The organism is Actinokineospora sp. NPDC004072, assembly GCF_053604195.1.
This window is the reverse complement of the sequence record NZ_JBSGHB010000012.1, coordinates 20391-39525: the sequence shown is the minus strand read 5'-3', so window position 1 is coordinate 39525 and position 19135 is coordinate 20391. Positions and strand designations below refer to the sequence as shown.

General features: G+C 74.6%; 20 protein-coding genes. 8 read left to right on the top strand and 12 right to left on the bottom strand.

The features are described from left to right. Positions 1-9 precede the first annotated feature (9 nt). Complete coding sequence (locus ACWEPX_RS19675; RefSeq protein WP_451898632.1) at positions 10-513, top strand: methylated-DNA--[protein]-cysteine S-methyltransferase; 504 nt, start codon at positions 10-12, stop codon at positions 511-513. Here the strand turns inward: ACWEPX_RS19675 and ACWEPX_RS19670 are convergent. From ACWEPX_RS19670 to ACWEPX_RS19625, 10 genes are all read right to left on the bottom strand, one after another. Further along, a complete protein-coding gene (locus ACWEPX_RS19670; protein ID WP_451898631.1) occupies positions 510-1205 on the bottom strand; it encodes a 4'-phosphopantetheinyl transferase family protein in 696 nt (231 codons plus the stop codon). The two genes, ACWEPX_RS19675 and ACWEPX_RS19670, sit on opposite strands and share 4 nt — an antisense overlap. Before the next feature lie 54 nt (positions 1206-1259). Then, on the bottom strand, positions 1260-1976 hold the full coding sequence (locus ACWEPX_RS19665) for a class I SAM-dependent methyltransferase (protein WP_451898630.1): 717 nt from the start codon (positions 1974-1976) through the stop codon (positions 1260-1262). Between the two features lie 155 nt (positions 1977-2131). Beyond that, the gene (locus tag ACWEPX_RS19660; protein ID WP_451898629.1) at positions 2132-2812 is read right to left on the bottom strand and encodes an SDR family NAD(P)-dependent oxidoreductase; all 681 of its coding nucleotides are present in this window, start codon (positions 2810-2812) and stop codon (positions 2132-2134) included. Continuing rightward, complete coding sequence (locus tag ACWEPX_RS19655; protein ID WP_451898628.1) at positions 2809-3798, bottom strand: class E sortase; 990 nt, start codon at positions 3796-3798, stop codon at positions 2809-2811. The genes ACWEPX_RS19660 and ACWEPX_RS19655 overlap by 4 nt, the downstream gene beginning before the upstream one ends. 833 nt (positions 3799-4631) lie before the next feature. Further along, complete coding sequence (locus ACWEPX_RS19650; RefSeq protein WP_451898627.1) at positions 4632-5354, bottom strand: FadR/GntR family transcriptional regulator; 723 nt, start codon at positions 5352-5354, stop codon at positions 4632-4634. Further along, positions 5338-6102, bottom strand: a complete 765-nt coding sequence (locus tag ACWEPX_RS19645) for a 3-oxoacyl-ACP reductase (protein WP_451898626.1) — start codon at positions 6100-6102, stop codon at positions 5338-5340. Before ACWEPX_RS19645 ends, ACWEPX_RS19650 begins: the two co-directional genes overlap by 17 nt. Beyond that, positions 6103-7464, bottom strand: a complete 1362-nt coding sequence (locus ACWEPX_RS19640) for an aldehyde dehydrogenase family protein (protein WP_451898823.1) — start codon at positions 7462-7464, stop codon at positions 6103-6105. After that, on the bottom strand, positions 7461-8216 hold the full coding sequence (locus ACWEPX_RS19635) for a gamma-glutamyl-gamma-aminobutyrate hydrolase family protein (RefSeq protein WP_451898625.1): 756 nt from the start codon (positions 8214-8216) through the stop codon (positions 7461-7463). The genes ACWEPX_RS19640 and ACWEPX_RS19635 overlap by 4 nt, the downstream gene beginning before the upstream one ends. Continuing rightward, positions 8197-9522: a glutamine synthetase family protein gene (locus ACWEPX_RS19630; RefSeq protein WP_451898624.1), complete on the bottom strand. Its 1326-nt coding sequence runs from the start codon at positions 9520-9522 to the stop codon at positions 8197-8199. The genes ACWEPX_RS19635 and ACWEPX_RS19630 overlap by 20 nt, the downstream gene beginning before the upstream one ends. Before the next feature lie 335 nt (positions 9523-9857). Then, on the bottom strand, positions 9858-11081 hold the full coding sequence (locus tag ACWEPX_RS19625) for an aminotransferase class V-fold PLP-dependent enzyme (RefSeq protein WP_451898623.1): 1224 nt from the start codon (positions 11079-11081) through the stop codon (positions 9858-9860). Here ACWEPX_RS19625 and ACWEPX_RS19620 point away from each other — a divergent pair. From ACWEPX_RS19620 to ACWEPX_RS19595, 6 genes are all read left to right on the top strand, one after another. Beyond that, complete coding sequence (locus ACWEPX_RS19620) at positions 11080-12456, top strand: aminotransferase-like domain-containing protein (protein WP_451898622.1); 1377 nt, start codon at positions 11080-11082, stop codon at positions 12454-12456. The genes ACWEPX_RS19625 and ACWEPX_RS19620 overlap by 2 nt on opposite strands. Before the next feature lie 69 nt (positions 12457-12525). Next, on the top strand, positions 12526-13104 hold the full coding sequence (idi, locus tag ACWEPX_RS19615) for an isopentenyl-diphosphate Delta-isomerase (RefSeq protein WP_451898621.1): 579 nt from the start codon (positions 12526-12528) through the stop codon (positions 13102-13104). Then, on the top strand, positions 13101-13556 hold the full coding sequence (locus ACWEPX_RS19610; protein ID WP_451898620.1) for a YiiD C-terminal domain-containing protein: 456 nt from the start codon (positions 13101-13103) through the stop codon (positions 13554-13556). The genes idi and ACWEPX_RS19610 overlap by 4 nt, the downstream gene beginning before the upstream one ends. 20 nt (positions 13557-13576) lie before the next feature. Next, complete coding sequence (locus ACWEPX_RS19605; RefSeq protein WP_451898619.1) at positions 13577-14713, top strand: glycosyltransferase; 1137 nt, start codon at positions 13577-13579, stop codon at positions 14711-14713. A gap of 63 nt (positions 14714-14776) precedes the next feature. Continuing rightward, the gene (locus ACWEPX_RS19600) at positions 14777-15658 is read left to right on the top strand and encodes a patatin-like phospholipase family protein (RefSeq protein WP_451898618.1); all 882 of its coding nucleotides are present in this window, start codon (positions 14777-14779) and stop codon (positions 15656-15658) included. Then, positions 15655-17142 (top strand): flavin-containing monooxygenase, encoded by a 1488-nt coding sequence (locus ACWEPX_RS19595; protein WP_451898617.1) that lies wholly within the window; start codon positions 15655-15657, stop codon positions 17140-17142. The genes ACWEPX_RS19600 and ACWEPX_RS19595 overlap by 4 nt, the downstream gene beginning before the upstream one ends. Here the strand turns inward: ACWEPX_RS19595 and ACWEPX_RS19590 are convergent. Continuing rightward, positions 17104-17514 carry a PaaI family thioesterase gene (locus ACWEPX_RS19590; RefSeq protein WP_451898616.1) on the bottom strand — a complete coding sequence of 137 codons (411 nt, stop codon included), beginning with the start codon at positions 17512-17514 and terminating at the stop codon, positions 17104-17106. The genes ACWEPX_RS19595 and ACWEPX_RS19590 overlap by 39 nt on opposite strands. Before the next feature lie 3 nt (positions 17515-17517). Further along, positions 17518-18318 carry a methyltransferase domain-containing protein gene (locus ACWEPX_RS19585; RefSeq protein WP_451898615.1) on the bottom strand — a complete coding sequence of 267 codons (801 nt, stop codon included), beginning with the start codon at positions 18316-18318 and terminating at the stop codon, positions 17518-17520. A gap of 24 nt (positions 18319-18342) precedes the next feature. Between ACWEPX_RS19585 and ACWEPX_RS19580 the strand changes: the two genes are divergently transcribed. Then, positions 18343-19131, top strand: a complete 789-nt coding sequence (locus ACWEPX_RS19580) for an MOSC domain-containing protein (protein ID WP_451898614.1) — start codon at positions 18343-18345, stop codon at positions 19129-19131. The last annotated feature ends 4 nt before the right edge of the window (positions 19132-19135 follow it).

Sequence of the window (19135 nt, the reverse complement as noted above, 5' to 3'; positions counted from 1 at the left end):
CCTGGTGGCGTGACCGGGTACGCGCTGTTCGACACCGCCATCGGCCAGTGCGGCCTGGCCTGGGGCCCGCTGGGGATCACCCGGGTGCGCCTGCCCGGGCCGATGGGGTTCGCCGCCGACGCCGCCGAGCCGCCCGCCGCGGTGCGGGCGGTGATCGAGCGGGTGCAGGGGCTGCTCAGCGGCGCCAAGGACGACCTCGCCGACGTCGAGCTGGACCCGACCGGGGTGCCGGAGTTCAACCTGCGCGTCTACGCCGTCACCCGGGCCGTGCCGCCCGGCGAGGTGGTCACCTACGGGACGGTGGCCAAGCGGATCGGGGCGCCCGGGTCGGCGCAGGCCGTCGGCCGGGCGCTGGGCCGCAACCCGTACCCGATCATCGTGCCCTGCCACCGGGTGATGGGCGCGGACGGGCGGATGGTCGGCTTCTCCGCCCCGGGCGGGACGACGACGAAGCTGCGCATGCTGGCCATCGAGGGCGCCGCGGACCCCAACGGGCAGGAAGCGCTGTTCTAGTCGGGTTTGGCGGCCACCGCGATCGCGGTCACGGCCAGGCCGCCGCCGACCAGCCAGCGGCCGGTGAAGCCGGTGATCTCCGCGCCGTCGACCACCGGGCCGGGCACCAGCAGTTCGGCGCGGAACGTCCCAGCCGGGTCGAACTCGATGCGGGCCTCGGCGAAGCCCAGCCACTTGCGGGCCAGGGGGAACCACGCCTTGTAGACGCTCTCCTTGGCGGCGAACAGCAGCTTGTCCCAGTGCAGCTCGCTCCCGAGCGCGGCGAGGTGGGCGCGCTCCTCGGGCAGGGAGACCGCGGCGAGCACGCCGTCGGGCAGCGGTTCGTGCGGCTCGGCGTCGATGCCGACGCTGCGCAGGTCGGTGTCGAGGGCGAGCACGGCGGCCCGGTAGCCCGCGCAGTGCGTCATGCTGCCCACGATCCCCTCCGGCCACTGCGGCGCGCCCTTCTCCCCGGGCAGGATCGGCGCGGGCGGGCGGCCGAGGCGGGCCAGGGCCTGCCGGGCGCAGTGGCGGACGGTGGTGAACTCGCGGCGGCGCTTGTCCACCGCCCTGGCGATCACCGGCTCCTCGGCGGGGAGCAGCGCCGCCTCCGGCGGGTCGCCGTAGACCTCGACCGCGACGGCGGCGGCCGGGAGGATGCTCTCGATCACGTGCTGGCCACCCATTCGCTCGACACCCGTGCGCTCGATCATGCCGCAGTCCCCGGCCCGGCCGACAGTGCGGCCAGCCGGGCCGTCAGGGACGTCTCAGCGCCGGTTGCGCACCACGGCGTAGATCATCGGCAGCAGCAGCGGCGAGCCGTCGGGCAGCTCGTCGGTGCCGTGCAGCGCGACCTCGCCGCGGCTGACGACCTCCAGCCCCGCGCCGTCGAGCACGGCGTCCAGCTTGCCATCGTCCCAGGCCGCGGGGGTCAGGCCGTACTGGAACACCCGCTGCAGCTTCGGCACCGCGCCCGGGTCCTGGCCCATCGCGGCCTTCATCGTCGCCGAGGCCGCGGGGGCCAGCTCCACCATGAAGGCGTGGCCGCGCGCGCCGAGCAGCACCGAGAGCGCGGCGGCGGCCTTCGGGCGGTCGGCGTCGGGCATCTGGTGCAGCACGCCGCGCAGGTAGGCGTTGACGTCGCCGAGCTCGGCGTGCACCGCGCCCGCGGCGTCGGCGTCGGTCAGGTCGAAGGTGCGGAAGGTCGCCGGGCTGCCCGCCTGCAGCGCCCGGGCGTGCTCGATGGCCGACGCGGCGAAGTCCATCCCGATCACCCGCGGGAAGTGCTCGGCCAGCGCCGCGGTCTGGGTGCCGTTGCCGCAGCCGATGTCCACCACCGGGAGGGCGGCGTCGAAGTGCGGCTGGAACAGGGGGAGCTGGGCGGTGGCGGTGATCGCGCCCGCGCTGTCCCACACCGGCAGCCCGCGCTCCCGGGGCAGGTCGCGCCAGTAGTGCTCCCAGTTGTCGTTCACGGTCGTCGTCATGTCGTCCTCCGATGGGGGTAGCCCGAAAGCGTGTACGGTCTACGTCCCGGCGACATGATCTTGCAAGAGACGGGCTCAGTTTTGATCATTTAGGGTGAATCTGGTTAACGCGATGATCGACCAAGCGTGATCCGCGATCACCCGCGGTGATCCACTCAGGGGCCGGCGACGGGCACCCGCGCCCCGGTGATGGGGCAGTCGCCGCAGAGGAACCGGACGGTCTCGGCGATGCGCTCCGGGCTGACCCAGCCCGCCCGGTCGGAGTCCGGCATGGCGGCGCGGTTGCCCGGGGTGTCGATCACGCCGGGCAGGACCGCGTTGGCGCGGACGCCGTCCTCGCGGTACTCCGCGGCGAGGGCGGCCACCAGGCCCAGCACGGCGGTCTTGGCGGTGATGTACCCCGACGCGCCCGCGAAGGGCTGCTCGACGGCGCGGGCCGAGACGCACACGACCGAGCCGCCGCCCCCGGCGATGAGGTGCGGGAGGGCGGCGTGGGTGGTCAGGTAGGTCGGGCGCAGGTTCAGCCGCAGCAGGCGCTCGAACTCCTCGACCGGCGTCTCGTGCAGCCGCCCGCCCGCCGCGAAGCCGCCGACGAGGTTGACCACGGCCCGCAGCGGCGCGGCCGGGTCACCCGCGGCCAGCGCGGCGCACGCGGCGGCCCCGTCCTCGGTGAACAGGTCGGCGCGGTGGGCCACCAGCCGGTCGCTGCCGGGCAGCCTGCCCAGCTCCGCCTCGGCGATCCACGGGACGACGACGCGCCAGCCGTCGTCGAGGAGGGCGGCGGTCACGGCGCTGCCGAGCCCACCGGTGCCGCCGGTGACGATCGCGGTCCTCATTCGGTCAACTCCGGGGGGAGGTCGTCGCCCTTGGGCTGCTCGCGGACCAGGATGGCGTGCACGATCATCCGCTGGGCGTTGGAGAACTTGGGGTGGCAGGTGGTCAGCGTCAGCATGCGCTTGAGCTGGCCCTCCGGCACCTGGGCCTCGGCGTTGCCCGGGACGGGGAGGACGACCTCGCCCTTGTCGGGGGTGACGATGCGGCGGCCGACGGCGGCGGCGTACGGCCCGGTCTGCTCCTCGACGCCCTTGCAGCGCGGGTCCGCGGGGTCGGCGGGCAGGTCGGCGGTGGGCAGCATCCGGTAGACGTACCAGTCGGTCTTGGTCTCGATGACGATCGCGTCGCACGGGTTGAGCAGGTCGAGGTCGTTGAACGGCGCCCCCTTGCCGACCCGGTGCCCCGCGACCGCGAAGTTGCCGGGCTGCCCCGGCGCCGCGGACTTCGTGTAGTGCCCCGGCCCGACCTCGAGGTTGGCCGCCGAGGTGCCCTCGACGATCGTGAAGTGGTAGTCGGGCCCGAAGACGGGGATGTACAGCTTCGCGATCCCCTCCCCGTCGGCGAACTCGAACTTCTGCTCCCGCTCGGGGTCGTCAGGCGCGGCCTCCCACTGCCGTTCGAGATCGGCGGTGACGTCGGCCTGCTTCTGGGCCGACATCAAGTCGGTCACCCAGACCTCGTAGACGACGAAGAGGAGGATGACCAGACCAGCGGTGACCATCAACTCGCCGATGGACCGAATGACGACCGCACCCGCGCTTGCCTTGCGGGGGGCTTCGTCGGGGTAGTCGTCGTCTTCGTAATCGTCGTCGTAGTCGTCGTCTGCGTAGTCGTCGTACTCGGGCTCAACGAAGTCCGTCGGCGGATCAACGGGAACCGCCCGCCGCGGGACAGACCGGATGACCTCGGTAGGCGGCTCAACGGGCCGGATGTACTCGGTGGGCGCGTCAGCCGGAACATCCAGCGTGCCCCCGAACCGAGCAGGCACCCCATTCACGTCCACCGCAGCCGAAGACCCGTTCAGGCCATTCGAGTCGGCCGCCCGGTAACCGTTCGGCGCGAACCCGCCAGCCCCCCTCGGCCCCCCGATGGAACGCGGCCCACCCCCCGGCCCACGACCCCCATCACCCCGAACCGCACCCTCCGCCCGCGGAGCACCATCGACCCCGCGCATTCCACCCCCGCGGGGGACCCCGTTCGCCCCTGGCCCCACCCCCGGCCGCGAAGCCCTATCCACCCCTCGCTGCCCACCGGGAGCAGGTGCACCGTTCCCGCCGAACCCATCAACCGCGTCCGGCCGCGAAACGCCGTTCAGCGGCCGCTGCCCACCCGGCAGGGGCGTGCCGTTCGCCCCTCGCCCCGCCCCGGCAGGCGCGGCACCATTCCCGCCGAACCCATCAACCCTGTCCGGGCGCGAAACACCGTTCAGCCCCCGCTGCCCACCCGCGACAGGCACGCCGTTCGGCCCTCGCCCCATCCCAGCAGGCGGGGCACCATTCCCGCCGAACCCATCAACATCCGGGCGCGAAGCACCGTTCAACCTCCGCCCGCCCGGAGGCGAGGGAGCGCCGTTCGGGCCCACCCCATTCACACCGCTGTCAACTGGCTCCGGATACGCGGCGCCCGGCCTGCGCGGTGGGTGAGGGGAGCCGTTGCGGGGGTGCTCCGGGGGGAGGCGGTGGGGTGGGCGGTGAGTGGGGGGTGTCGGGGGGTGGGTGCGGCGGGAGGGCGGCTGGTCCACCGCGGTCACCCCCTCGTTCGCTACGTCCGACCCCGCCAAGATAAGGCACCGGTGGGCTCCGGTGCTGCGGGCGGCCGGGGTCAGGTGAGGAAGCCGCGGAGGAGGGCGGCCGTTCCCGCCAGGTGCTCGGCCATCGCGGTGCGGGCTGCGTGGGGGTCGCCGTCGAGGATGGCGTCTATCACAGCTCGGTGCTGGTCGTCGGAGTGGTCGATGTTGGTGGCCATCGGGGGGATGGCGTCGAGGAGGGCGTCCAAGCGGGCGCGGAGGTCGGCGACGGCGGCGGTCAGGGAGGGGGCGGCGGCCGCGGCGGCGACGGCCAGGTGCAGGCGGGCGTCGCGGCGGCGGTACTCGGCCACCGGGGCGCCGGTGCACTCGGCGAGGCGGGCGCGCAGGTGGCGGCGGGTGGTCGGGTCGAGGGCGCGGGCGGCGGCGGCTTCGGCGGCGCCCGTCTCCAGGACGTGCCGCAGGGTGATGACGTCCTCCACGTCCGCGGCGAACGCGGGCGCAGGCGGGGTCGGGTGGGTCGGGCGCAGGGAGCGGACGAACGTGCCGCCGTAGCGGCCGCGCCTGCTCTCCACGTAGCCCGCCTCCTGGAGGGCGTGCAGGGCCTCGCGCAGGGTCACCCGGCTGACGCCCAGCCGCGCGGCGAGGTCGCGCTCGGGCGGCAGCCGCTCCCCCGGCGCGGCCAGGCCCAGCCGGATGGCCTGCAGCAGCCGCGCCAGGGTCTCCTCGAAGGCGTTGCCCGCCCGGACGGGCCGCAGCAGCGCGTCGGCGAGGGGGTCGGGGTCAGAGCGGAGTGACATAAGCGCCGGAGATCCCGCCGTCGACCAGGAACGACGACGCGGTGATGAAGGAGGAGTCGTCGGAGGCCAGGAACGCCACGGCGGCGGCGATCTCCTCCGGCTCGGCGAAGCGGCCCAGCGGGATGTGCACCAGCCGCCGCGCGGCCCGCTCGGGGTCGGCGGCGAACAGCTCCTGCAGCAGCGGGGTGTTCACCGGCCCCGGGCACAGCGCGTTGACCCGGATGCCCTCCCGCGCGAACTGCACCCCCAGCTCGCGGCTCATCGCCAGCACCCCGCCCTTGGACGCGGTGTAGGAGATCTGCGAGGTCGCCGCCCCCATCACCGCCACGAACGACGCGGTGTTGATCACCGAGCCGCGCCCGCGCGCCCGCATGTGCCCGATGGCGTGCTTGCTGCACAGGTAGACCGAGGTCAGGTTGACCTGCTGCACCCGGTGCCAGGCGTCCAGCCCGGTCGACAGGATCGAGTCGTCCTCGGGCGGGGAGATGCCCGCGTTGTTGAAGGCCACGTCCAGCCCGCCGAATCGGTCGACGGCGGTCTGGAACAGCGCGGCCACCTCGGCCTCGACGGTGACGTCGGTGCGCACGAACAGCCCGTCGACCTCCGCGGCCGCCGCCGCACCCCCCTCGGCGTCGACGTCGCCGACGACGACCCGCGCGCCCTCGTCGGCCAGCCTGCGCACCGAGGCGAGCCCGATGCCGCTGGCCCCGCCGGTGACGACCGCCACCCGGCCATCCAGCCTGCCCATTCAGCCCTCCGCATCCAGGTACACGGTCTTGACCTCGGTGAACGACGCAACCGCGTCCGGCCCCAGCTCGCGGCCGAACCCCGACTGCTTGAACCCCCCGAAGGGCGTCCAGTAGCGCACCGACGAGTGCGAGTTGACCGACAGGTTGCCCGCATCGATTCCACGCGCCACACGCAGCGCCCGGCCCACATCGCGCGTCCAGATCGATCCCGACAACCCGTATTCGGTGGCGTTGGCCTGCCGGATGGCGTCGTCCTCGTCGTCGAACGGCAGCACGGCCACGACCGGTCCGAACACCTCGTCGACCACCGCTCGGTGGTCGGACGGGAGTCCGGTGAGGACGGTCGGCGGGAACCAGTACCCGCGGCCATCGGGCGCGGAGCCGCGGAACGCGACCGCCGACTCCTCCACATAGGACTGCACGCGGGCCCGGTGCTCGGCGGTGATCAGCGGCCCCATCTGGGTGCGCTCCTCGGCGGGCGGCCCGACGACGACCGCCTTGACCGCGGGCTCCAGCAGTTCGAGGAACCGGTCGTAGACCGTCCGCTGCACCAGGATGCGCGAGCGCGCGCAGCAGTCCTGCCCGGCGTTGTCGAACACCGCCATCGGCGCGGTCGCGGCCGCCTTGGCCAGGTCGGCGTCGGCGAAGACGACGTTGGCGCTGTTGCCGCCCAGCTCCAGCGTGACCCGCTTGACCTGCTCGGCGCACCCGGCCATCACCTGCTTGCCCACCGCGGTCGACCCGGTGAAGACCACCTTGCGCACCAGCGGGTTGGTCACGAACCGCCGCCCCACCACCGGCCCGGCCCCGGGGAGCACCTGGAACACGTCCTCGGGGATGCCCGCCGCGCGCGCCAGCTCGGCCAGCCGCAGCGCGGTCAGCGGGGTCGCCTCGGCGGGCTTGAGCACCACGGTGTTCCCGGCGGCGAGCGCGGGCGCGAACCCCCACGCGGCGATGGGCATGGGGAAGTTCCACGGCGCGATCACCCCGACCACGCCCAGCGGCTCGTGGAAGGTCACCGCCAGCCCGCCCGGCGCCGGGATCTGCTGCCCGCTGAGGCGCTCGGGGGCGGCGGCGTAGTAGTGCAGCACGTCGCGGACGTTGCCCGCCTCCCAGCGCGCGTTGCCGATGGTGTGCCCGGCGTTGCGGACCTCGGTGGCGGCCAGGTGCTCCAGGTCGGCGTCCACGGCCTCGGCGAAGCGGCGCAGCAGCCGGGCCCGGTCGGCCGGGGCGACGGCGCGCCAGGCCCCGAACGCGGCGGCGGCGCGGGCGATGGCGGCGTCGGCCTGCTCGACCGAGGCCAGCTCGACGGCCGCGATGACCTCCTCGGTCGCCGGGTCGCGCACGGCGTGTGCGGTCAGCGCTCGGCCCTCCCGCCCTCGGCCCGCCTGCTGGCCGCCGCCTTGACCAGCGCGGCGAACAGGCGGGTGTCGTCGGTGTTCTGCTCGGGGTGCGACTGCACGCCCACGGCGAACCGGGACGCGGGCAGCTCGATCCCCTCGACCGTCCCATCGGCCGCCCTGGCGGTGACCTTGATCCCCGCGCCGATGCGGTCCAGCGACTGGTGGTGGTGGCAGGCGACCTGCACGCGCTTGCCCAGGATCGACTCCAGCCTGCTGCCCGGGGTCAGCTCGACCTCGGTCTTGCCGTACATCGCCACCTCGGGCTGGTGGTCGGTGGTCCCGGTGCGCTCGGGGGTGTGCTGGTGCAGGGTGCCGCCGAGCACGACGTTGAGCACCTGCATCCCCCGGCACACGGCCAGCAGCGGCAGGTCGATGGCCAGCGCGGCCTCGGTCAGGGCGAACTCGGCGGCGTCGCGCAGCGGCTGCGGGGTGCCGGTGGTCGGGTGCGGCGCCTGGCCGTAGCGGGCCGGGTCGATGTCGGCCCCGCCGGAGAGGACCAGCCCGTCGAGCCAGCCGACGGTCTCGGCGCGCCAGTCCCCGATCGGCGGCAGCAGCACGGCGTTGCCGCCCGCGGCGCGCACGGCCTCGACGTAGGCGCGGTGCACCACGGCCGCCTCGGTCTCCCAGATCCCGAACGTCGCGTGCTCCAGGTAGGTGGTGATCCCGATGACCGGGGGCGCCCCGGCGGGCTCAGAGACGCTCGAAGCCACGCGCCAGCTCCCAGTCGGTGACCACGGCGTCGAAGGCGGCCAGCTCGACCCGCGCCGCGTTGAGGTAGTGCTCGACCACGTCGTCGCCGAAGGCGGCGCGCGCGACGGCGCTGGCGTCGAGGGCCTCGGCCGCGGCGCGCAGGGTGGTGGGCACCCGCGGCTTGTCGGAGGCGTAGGCGTTGCCCTGGAACTCCGCTTCCAGGTCGAGGCCGCCGTCGATGCCGTGCAGCCCGGCGGCGACCATCGCGGCCACGGCGAGGTAGGGGTTGACGTCGCCGCCGGGCACCCGGTTCTCGACCCGTTTGGAGCGGCCGTGCCCGACGACGCGCAGCGCGCACGTGCGGTTGTCGGTCCCCCACGCGATGGCGGTCGGGGCGAAGGAGCCGACCGCGTAGCGCTTGTAGGAGTTGATGTTGGGCGCGTAGAAGGCGGTGAAGTCGCGCAGGCAGGCGAGCTGGCCCGCGAGGAAGGCGCGGAAGTCGGCGTCGGGCAGCGGCTTGTCGTCGCGGCGCAGGCTCATGTGGATGTGGCAGGAGTTGCCCTCCCGCTCGTCGACCTTGGCCATGAAGGTCAGGCTGCGCCCGTGGCGGGCCGCGATCTCCTTGGCCCCGGTCTTGTAGACGGCGTGGTTGTCGCAGGTGGTGAGCGCGTCGGTGTAGCGGAAGGCGATCTCGTGCTGGCCGGGGTTGCACTCGCCCTTGGCCGACTCGACGTACATCCCCGCGCCGGTCATGCCGTTGCGGATCGCGCGCAGCACCGGCTCGACGCGGCCGGTGCCGAGCAGCGAGTAGTCGACGTTGTACTGGTTGGCCGGGGTGAGGCCGCGGTAGCCGAGGCGGGCGGCGTCCTCGTAGGTGTCCTCGAAGAGGATGAACTCCAGCTCGGTGCCGACGTAGGCGGCCAGGCCGCGCTCGGCGAGCCGGTCGAGCTGGCGGCGCAGCACCTGCCGCGGCGACGGGGCCACCGGCGTGCCGTCGAGGTTGAGCACGTCGGCCTGGACCATCGCGGTGGCCTCGTGCCAGGGGACCATGCGCAGGGTGGCGAGGTCGGGCTGGAGGAGGAAGTCGCCGTAGCCGCGGTCCCAGGACGAGGTGGCGTACCCGGCGACGGGGGTCATCTCGACGTCGACGGCCATGAGGTAGTCGCAGGCCTCGGTGCCGTGGGCGAGCACCTCCTCCAGGAAGTACCGGGCCCCGCACCGCTTGCCCTGCAACCGCCCCTGCATGTCGGTCATGGCGACGAGCACCGTGTCGACCCGCCCGGCGTCCACCAGCTCGCGCAGCCGGTCGACCGACAGCTCACGCATGCGGGTACCCCTCCCCAAAGGATCAGCACGAGCCCAATGGCAGACCGCGTGACTGCATCGTGGCAGTGATCACACCGCGAGGGCAACAGGTGGCCCCCGCGCAATGGCCCGACCTGGTGCCATTACACCGGGCTACCAGCTCAGACGGCGAAGTGGGAACGATCTGTTCAAAACTGCGCCTTGCCGGGTTCACGCGCGTTAACAAATACTGGCGATCATCGCGCTGGGCCGCTGCCCGCCGACCTGACCGAGGGCGAAGGTCGCGGGCTCCCTGCACCGGCCCACGCGGGCTCGACGGCGGTGGCCGCAATCCTGCGGCCACCGCCGTATCCCTTTCAGGCCGCGAGTTCGGCTACCGCGGCGACGGCCTCATCGATTTCCAATTCTGTGTTGTAGTAGTGCGGCGAGAGCCGCAGGCACCATTCGACGTCCTTGTCGGCGAAGTCGAGTTGGGCGAACTCGCGGAGGCTGAGCGCGGAGTTGATGCCGCGGGCGTCCATCGCCGCTTTGAACGCCTGCGGGGCCCATCCGCCGATCTCGAAGGTGACCAGCGAGCCCAACCGCGCGCCGCGGTCGAGCACCCGGACGCCGGGGATCGCCGCGAGGCCGTCCCGCAGCCGGGCGGCCAGCGCGGGGGTGCGCTCGCCGATGGCCGCCATGCCGACGCCCAGGGCGTAGCGGGCGGCCTCCGCGCACCCGAGGACCGAGGCGTAGGGGAACTCCCACTCCTCGAACCGGACCGCGGTCGGCGCGGGCTCGTAGCGGTCGGGCGCGGTCCAGCGGGCGCCGTGCATGTCGACGAACAGCGGCTCGTAGCCCGCCTCCAGCACGCGGTCGGAGACGTAGAGGAAGCCGGTGCCGCGCGGGCCGCGCAGGAACTTGCGGCAGGTCGCGGTGAGCAGGTCCGCGCCGATCGCCGCGACGTCCACCGGGAGCTGGCCGACCGACTGGCAGGCGTCCACCAGGTACAGCACCCCGGCCGCCCGGCACAGCGCGCCGATCTCGGCGACCGGCTGGACGAGGCCGGAGTTGGTCGGGATGTGGGTCGCGGTGACCAGCCGGGGGCGGCGCGCGCGGATCAGCGCGGCCATCGCGTCCAGGTCGACCCCGCCTTCGCGCAGGTCGGGGGCGTGCACGACCTCCACGCCCATCCGCTTGCGCAGGGACAGGAACGCGATCTGGCTGGAGACGAAGTCGTTGCGGGTGGTCAGGATGACATCGCCCGGCTGGAACGGGATGGCCGACAGCGCGGTGGCGAAGGCATGGGTAGCGCTTCCGGAGAACGCGATGTTCTCCGGCCGGGCGTTGATCAGCTCGGCGATCCGGGCGTAGAACTCCCTGACCTGCTCGGCCCGGGCCGCCGCGGCTTCGTACCCGCCGATCTGCGCTTCCAGGCGCACGTGGTCGAGCACCGCGGACAGCACAGGAGCGGGCATCAGGCCGCAGCCCGCGTTGTTGAGGTGGTTGACGGTGGAGCACCCCGGCGTGTCGGCACGCAGCGCGGCGACATCCAGGAGCGGTACCAGGCCGGCAGTAGTAGCGCTATCGTGATCTCTCATGTCAGACGATAGCAGTGTGGACCAGCTGGCGGGTGCCCTGCGGGCGCTTGTCCGCGGCCTGCGCCCGGGCGACCGGCTCCCGTCGAGCCGGGAGCTGGTGCGTGAGCACCAGGTCAGCCCGGTGACCGTGGCGCGCGTGATCGCCCAGCTGGCCGCCGAGGGCGTGGTGGTCACCCGGCCCGGCAGCGGCACCTACGCGGCCGCCCGGCAGCCCAGGACCCCGGTCGACACCGGCTGGCAGACCGTCGCCCTCGCCGACCGCTCGGTCGACACCGGCTCGCTCACCGACGCCCTCGGCCCGCCCCCCGAGGGCGCGATCCGGCTCGACGGCGGCTACCCGCACCCCGCGCTGCAACCGGTCCGCCTGCTCAGCACGGCGCTGGCCCGCGCGGCCCGGCGGCCCAACGCCTGGGACCGCGCCCCCGCCGCCGGGCTGCTCGCGCTGCGCACCGCGTTCGCCGCCGCGACCGGGGCCGACGTCGGCCCCGACGACGTGCTGATCACCGCGGGCGGGCAGAGCGCGCTGTCGATCGCCCTGCGCGCCATCGCCGCGCCCGGCAGCCCGGTGCTGGTGGACTGCCCCACCTACCCCGGCGCGCTGGCCGCCGCCCGGGCCGCGGGCCTGCGCCCGGTGCCGGTCCCGGTCGACGCCGACGGCCTGCGCCCGGACCTGCTCGCCGAGGCGTTCGCCATGACCGGGGCGCGGCTGCTCTACTGCCAGCCCACCCACCACAACCCGACCGGCGCGGTGCTGGCCGCCGAGCGCCGCCGCCCCGTGCTGGACGCCGCGCGGGCGGCGGGCGCGTTCGTGCTGGAGGACGACGTCACCCGCCACCTCGGCCATGGCGGCCCGGTCTCCCGCCCCCTGCTGGCCGACGACCGCGACGGCACGGTCGTGCACGTGTCCTCGCTGACCAAGGCCACCGCCCCGAGCCTGCGCATCGGGGCCATCACCGCCCGCGGCCCGGTGATGGCCAGGATGCGCGCGGCCCGGCTGGTCGACGACTTCTTCGTCGCCCGCCCGCTGCAGGAGGCCGCCGTCGACGTGCTCAGCTCCCCCGGCTGGGACCGGCACCTGCGGGCGCTGTCCGGCGCCCTGCAGGAGCGCTGCGCCGCGCTGGTCGCCGCCGTGCGCGCGGAGTGCGGGCGGTGGGCGGTCGACCGCGTGCCGACCGGCGGCCTGCACCTGTGGGTCCGGCTGGCCCCGGGCGAGGACGCCGCCGCTGTGGCCGCCGCCGCCCGCGGGCGCGGGGTCGCGGTCAGCGCGGGCACCCGGTTCTACCCGGCCGAGCCCGCCGACCACCTGCGGCTGACCTTCGCCGCCACCGCCGACCCGGCCGAGCTGACCGAGGGCGTGCGCAGGCTGGTCCGATGATCACCGGATGGGGTGGAGCCGCGGCGGGCTCGGTTGCCTCGGCGCAGCCGGTGTAGCAGGGTGGTCCGGGTGACCGAGGAAGTCGTGCTGCTGGACGAGTCCGGGGCGGCCGTGGGCACCGCGCCCAAGGCCGATGTGCACCACCGGGAGACCCCGCTGCACCTGGCGTTCTCCAGCTACGTGTTCAACCAGCGCGGGGAGTTCCTGCTGACCCGCCGCGCCGCGCACAAGCCGACCTGGCCCGCGGTGTGGACCAACTCCTGCTGCGGGCACCCCGCCCCCGGCGAGGCCCCGGCCACCGCCGTGGCCCGGCGGCTGGCCGACGAGCTCGGGCTGATCGGCAGCACCAAGATCGACCTGGTGCTCCCCCGCTTCCGCTACCGCGCCGAGATGGCCAACGGCGTGGTGGAGAACGAGATGTGCCCGGTGTACCGGGTGGTCACCGACGGGGTGGTCGCGCCCAACCCGGAGGAGGTCGACGCCGTGGAGTGGGTGGCGTGGCAGCCCTTCGCCGACGCCGTGCTGGCGGGCACCCGGCCGATCTCGCCGTGGTGCGCGCTCCAGGTCCGCGAGCTGGCCGCGCTGGGCCCGGACCCGCTGGCCTGGCCCGTCGGCGCGCCTGCCGACCTGCCGCCCGCCCTGCGGTGACCCACCGGGACGCCTTCAACGCCGCGCTGGCGCAACTGGTCCCGCAGGCGCACCGGATGGGGGTGCGCGCGGTCGTGCTGGAGCCGGGCCGCATCGTCTGCCGGGTTCCCTTGGCGGGCAACGGCAACCACATCGGCACGATGTACGCCGGGGTGCTGTTCACCGTGGCCGAGGTGCTCGGCGGCGGGATCTGCCTGCCCTCCTTCGACCTGACCCGGTTCTACCCGGTGGTGAAGAACGTCCGCATCGACTTCACCAAGCCCGCGCGCACAGACGTGCTCGCCGAGGCCGCGCTGGAAGGCATCGAGGCGATCCGGGCCGCGGCCGAGGAGCACGGCCGGGCCGAGTTCACGCTGGCCGCGACGCTGACCGATCTGGCCGGAACAGTTGTCGCCACAACGGAAAGCGCCTACCAGCTCCGGGTTCGGGAACTTCCGCGCGCGACCGGTTGAAGATCCCTACTGTTGGCCGGGTGCACGTTCTTTTCACCTCCCTGTCCGCGTACGGACACACCTATCCCCTGCTGCCCCTCGCCCGCGCGATGGTCGCCCGCGGCGAGCGGGTCAGCTACGCCACCGGTCCGGACTTCCAGCCGCTGCTGGCCAAGCTCGGCACCGAGCCGATCCTGGCGGGCATGAGCATGCGCGAGGCGTTCGGCCAGGCCGCGAGCGCCGTGGGCGTCGAGATCGACCGGACCAACCCGGCCGACCCGGCGCTGCGCGAGGCCATCACCCGGGTCTTCGGCGACGTGCTGCCGCGGCTGTTCGCCCGCGACATCGGCGCCGTGCTCGACCGCGACCGCCCCGACCTGGTCATCTACGAGATCGCCAACCCGGGCGCGGCGATCGCGGCCAAGGCCCGCGGGGTGCCCGCGATCAGCCACGGCATCGGCCGGGGCACGGCGACCGAGCTGTTCCCGCACCTGGTCGACCTGCTCACCGCCGTGGCCGCCGACAACGGCGTCGACCTGACCGCCGACCCGCTGCTGCAGAAGGACACCTACCTCGACATCTACCCGGCTTCCCTGCAGGAGCACCTGGCGCCCGCGCGGATGCCGCTGCGGCCGGTCGCCTTCGCCGAGCCCGGCGAGCTGCCCGCGTGGGTCGCCGCGCACGAGCGCCCGCTGGTGTACCTGACCCTGGGCACCGCGTTCGGCAACCTGGAGGTGCTGCGCACCGCCATCGACGGGCTCGCCGCGCTGCCGGTGAACGTGCTGGTCGCCGCAGGCCCGGTGGTCGACGCCGACGAGCTGCGGGACCTGCCGGAGGCGGTCACCGTGCTGTCTTGGGTGCCGCAGGCCGACCTGCTGCCGCACGCCGACCTCGTCGTGCACCACGGCGGTTCCGGCACCACGCTGGGCGCCCTCGCCGCCGGGCTGCCGCAGCTGTTCCTGCCGCAGGGGGCCGACCAGTTCATCAACGCCGACGCGGTGTCCGGTGCGGGCATCGGCCGGGCGCTGAAGGGCGCGGAGGCCACGTCGGCGGCCATCGGCGAGGCCGCCGGCGCGCTGCTGGCCGACGCCGGGGCCCGGGCCGCGGCGGCGCGGGTGGCCGCCGAGATCGCGGCCATGCCGGGCCCGGACGAGGTGGCGACGGCGCTCGCCCGCTGAACCTACCCACGAGTACGTAATACTGCTAGTCTCCGGAACCTCCCGGTATCCAAGGAGGTCCGCGTGCGCAGGGGACTGGTCATCGGCTGCGGCGGCACCCTGGGGGCCGCCTGGGCGCTGGGGACGCTGATCGCCGTCGAGCAGGCGCTCGACTGGGACGCCCGCGCCGCCGACGCGCTGGTCGGCACGTCGGCGGGCGCGGAGTTCGCCACCGCGCTGGCCTGCGGGCTGGGCACCGCCGACCTGCTCGACGCCTGGCTGCGCAAGCCGGGTGCGCATCCCGCGCTCGTCGCGCACCTGGCCGCCGCGCCCCCGCCGCTGCCGCCGCGGCCCGCGCCCCGGCTCACCGCGCCCCGCCTGGCGGGCAGGCGCGACCTGCCGTGGCCGACCCGGATGAGCGGGCTGCTGCCGGTCGGGCGCGGCGACGCGGGCCGCTTCACCGCGCTGGCCGGGCGGCTGTGCCCGGACGGCTGGCTGCCGCACCCCGCGGCCTGGCTGGTGGCGGTGGACGTCGACGCGGGCGAACGGGTCGCCTTCGGCGCACCGGGAGCCCCCGCCGCGACGGTCGACCAGGCGCTGCGGGCGTCGTGGGCGATCCCCGGCTGGCTGCCGCCGGTCGCGGTGGGCGGCAGGCGCTACATCGACGGCGGCGCGTTCTCCCCCACCTCGGCCGACCTGGTCGCGGACGTGGACGAGGTGGTCGTGCTCGCCCCGATGGCCGCGGGCCGCGATCCCCTGCGCCGGTACCTGGCCGCGCGGCTCGACCACGAGGTCGACGCCTTGCGGGCGCGCGGGGTGCCGGTGCTGCGGCTCGTGCCCGGCCCCGAGGACCTGGCCGCGATCGGCCCGAACCCGATGGCGCGCGGGCGTTCCCTGCACGTGCTGGAGACGGCGCTGCGCACCGGCCGCCGCGCGCTCCCCCTGGCCGCCGAGGAGATGGTGTGACCGACCACGACGTGGTGATCATCGGCGCGGGCGCGTCGGGCATCGGCGCCGCGGTGAAGCTGCTCGGTGAGGGCATGCGCGATTTCGTGGTGCTGGAGAAGGCCGACGGCGTGGGCGGGACGTGGCGGGCGAACACCTACCCGGGCTGCGCCTGCGACGTGCCCTCGGCGCTCTACTCGTACTCCTTCGCCCCCAACCCGGGGTGGACGCGGGCCTTCGCCCGCCAGCCGGAGATCCTGGCGTACCTGCGGGAGGTGGCCGGGCGCGGCGGCGTCCTGCCGCACGTGCGGTTCGGCGCCGAGCTGACCCGGGCGCAGTGGGACGGCGCGCTGGGGCGCTGGGTCCTGGAGACCACGCGCGGTCGGTTCACCGCGCGCGTGGTGGTCGCGGGGGCCGGGCCGTGGCACGAGCCGCTGATCCCGGACCTGCCCGGCCTGCTGGACTTCCCCGGCGAGGTGTTCCACTCGGCGTGGTGGAACCACGGCTACGACCTGCGCGGCAAGCGGGTGGCCGTGGTCGGCACCGGGGCGTCCGCGGTGCAGTTCGTGCCGCGCATCCAGCCGCAGGTGGCCTCGCTCGACCTCTTCCAGCGCACCGCGCAGTGGGTGCTGCCCAAGCCCGACCACCACGTCCCGCGCGTGGAGCGGTACCTGCTGCGCCGCTTCCCGGCCTTGCAGCGGGCGCTGCGGTCGGCGGAGTACCTGGCGATGGAGGCGCTCGGGGTCGGCTTCCGGCACCCGGCCGTCCTGCGCGCGGTCCAGGTGGTGGGCCGGGCGCACCTGCTGGCGACCGTGCGCGACCCGCGGCTGCGCCGGGCGCTGACCCCGGACTACACGTTGGGCTGCAAGCGCTTGCTGTTCTCCAACGACTACTACCCGGCGCTGACCATGCCGAACGTTCGGGTGCACCCGCACGCGGTGCGGGCGGTCGAGGGCTCGACCGTGGTCGGCGCCGACGGGTCGCGGTCGGATGTGGACTGCATCATCCTCGGCACCGGCTTCCGCATCCTCGACATGCCGCTGGCCGGGCGGGTGTTCGACGCCGCCGGGCACTCGCTGGCCGAGCGCTGGCGGGGCAGCCCGAGCGCCTACCTCGGGACGGCGGTGAGCGGCTTCCCCAACGCCTTCCTGCTGCTCGGCCCGAACCTGGGGACCGGGCACTCCTCGGCGTTCATGGTCCTGGAGGCGCAGCTGGCGTACGTGATGGACGCGCTGCGCCAGATGCGCGCGGGCGGGTGGTCCAGTGTGGACGTCCGGCCGGAGGTCCAGGCCGCCTACGACGCGCAGGTGCAGGCGGCGCTGGCGACCACGGTCTACAACGCGGGCGGCTGCTCCAGCTACTACCTCGACGTCAACGGGCGCAACAGCTTCAGCTGGCCGTGGTCGACCGGCCGGATGCGCGAGCGCATCCGGGCCTTCGACCCCGCCGCCTACACCGTCACGACCTCACACCACCGCGACAGCCCCCTGGGCGACCGCGCATAGCGTCTCCTCGCCCGCATCGTCGACCGCGGTCACCTCGCAGCGGCAGACCACCCGGGTGCGGCCCGCGCGCACGACCGATGCGCGGGCGCGCAGGGTCGTGCCGACGGCGGGGCGCAGGTAGTCGATCGTCATGCCGGAGGTGACCAGGTTCGCCCCCGCCGCCGTGCCGGCGGCGAAGGTCAGGGCGTTGTCGGCCAGGTAGCTCAGCACGCCGCCGTGCACGAAGCCGTGCTGCTGGCGCAGGTCGTCGCCGATGTCCAGCTCCAGGACCGCGGTCCCGTCGCCGAAGGCGGTGATCCGGGCGCCGAGTAGGCGGCTGAACGGCTGGGCGGCCAGCACCGCGCGGGCGGCCGCGATGTCGAGGCTCTGCACCCCTCACCCCACCTTGCGCGCGGTGACGACGTAGTAGTCGAGCAGCCCGTCGCGCCACGCGGGCAGGTAGCGGCGGGGCCAGCTGCCCTCGGGCTCGCCGAGCTGGGCGACCCAGGCGTCCAGGCCGGGCCAGACGTGCTCGCCGATGGACTCCGCGGCGACCTCGGTGAACCCGGCCGCGGCGAGGTCGGCGAGGAAGTCCGGCAGCGCGTGCTCGCGGTCCACGCCCTCGGCGAAGGGCTCCAGCAGCGCCGGGAGCGAGCCGCGGGTGGCCGGGTCGGGGGCGAAGAAGGTGGTGACCTTGAGCCGCCCGCCGCCGACCAGCACCCGGTGGGCCTCCCGGGCGAACCCGGCGAGGTCGTCGAAGTGCTGGGCGGCCTCCAGGGAGACCACCGCGTCGACGGCGCCGTCGGGGAACGGCAGCGCGTCGGCGGCGCCCTGGCGGAAGGTGAACCGGCCCGCTGCGGCGGCGATCGCGTCGGCGTTGCGCTCGGCGCACCGCTGCACCTGCTCGGGGTGCAGGTCGACGCCGTGCAGCTCGGCCGGGCCGCACTCGGCGAAGGCCCACCCCGGGCCGACGCCGGTCCCTGGGCCGACCTCCAGCACCCGCAGGCCCGCGAGGTCGGCGTAGATCAGCCGGTAGAGGGCGAGCTGGCTGGCCACCCTGCGCTCGGCGCTGATCGGCGGCTCCAGCGGGATGCCCCGCCAGTAGCCGTAGTTGATGAACCCCCCGGCGAAGACGGGGAGGGAGCTGAGGTCGTCCTCGCCGTACATCTTCGCCCGCAATGCCCGCGCGTCGTCCACCTGGCCCAGGCTAGCTTTCTGCCCATGCCGAGCGTCGTGGGACTGTTCACCTACCCGATCAAGGGCTGCGCCCCCGCCGCCGCCGACGGCGAGCTGACCCCCGCGGGCCTGCGCCACGACCGGTCGTTCATGGTGACCACGCTCGACGGGGTGTTCCGCAGCCAGCGCCGCGACCCCCGGCTGGCCGTCATCCGCCCCGAGGTCCGCGGCGACGAACTGCACCTGCGGGCGCCCGGGGTCGAGCCGGTGGTCGTCGCGGTGGACACCACCGGCCCGCGCACGCCGGTGCGGCTGTTCTCGGCGGACTTCCGGGGCATCGACCAGGGCGCGGTCGTCGCGGAGTGGCTGTCGACGGTGCTGGGCGCGCCGAGCAGGCTGGTGCGGGTGCCGCCCGAGCACGACCGGGTGGTCGAGGGCGCCACCCCCGGCACCTCGGGCTGGGCGGACAGCGCCGCGCTGCACGTGCTGACCGAGTCGTCGCTGGCCGACCTCAACACCCGGCTGCCCGAGCCGCTGCCGATGTCGCGGTTCCGGCCCAACATCGTGGTGGACGACCTGGGTGGCCCGTACGGCGAGGACCGGGTGCTGGCCGCCGAGGTGGGCACGGCGGCGCTGGCCTTCTGCAAGCCCGCGATCCGCTGCGTGGTCACCGCGGTGGACCAGGAGAACGGGGTGAAGACCGGCAAGGAGCCGCTGCGCACCCTGGCGGCCTACCGCCGCCACGAGTCGGGCGGAGTGGCGTTCGGGGTGAAGTTCTCCGTGGTCCGCCCCGGCAGGCTCGCCGTGGGCGACGCCTTCACCGCGACGGCATGAGGAA

Coding starts and splice junctions, on each gene's coding strand:
- ACWEPX_RS19645 (WP_451898626.1), bottom strand. CDS start 6,102: ATGGGCAGGCTGGATGGCCGGGTGGCGGTCGTCACCGGCGGGGCCAGC.
- ACWEPX_RS19670 (WP_451898631.1), bottom strand. CDS start 1,205: ATGATCGAGCGCACGGGTGTCGAGCGAATGGGTGGCCAGCACGTGATC.
- ACWEPX_RS19620 (WP_451898622.1), top strand. CDS start 11,080: ATGTCAGACGATAGCAGTGTGGACCAGCTGGCGGGTGCCCTGCGGGCG.
- ACWEPX_RS19625 (WP_451898623.1), bottom strand. CDS start 11,081: ATGAGAGATCACGATAGCGCTACTACTGCCGGCCTGGTACCGCTCCTG.
- ACWEPX_RS19665 (WP_451898630.1), bottom strand. CDS start 1,976: ATGACGACGACCGTGAACGACAACTGGGAGCACTACTGGCGCGACCTG.
- ACWEPX_RS19580 (WP_451898614.1), top strand. CDS start 18,343: ATGCCGAGCGTCGTGGGACTGTTCACCTACCCGATCAAGGGCTGCGCC.
- ACWEPX_RS19660 (WP_451898629.1), bottom strand. CDS start 2,812: ATGAGGACCGCGATCGTCACCGGCGGCACCGGTGGGCTCGGCAGCGCC.
- ACWEPX_RS19630 (WP_451898624.1), bottom strand. CDS start 9,522: ATGCGTGAGCTGTCGGTCGACCGGCTGCGCGAGCTGGTGGACGCCGGG.
- ACWEPX_RS19650 (WP_451898627.1), bottom strand. CDS start 5,354: ATGTCACTCCGCTCTGACCCCGACCCCCTCGCCGACGCGCTGCTGCGG.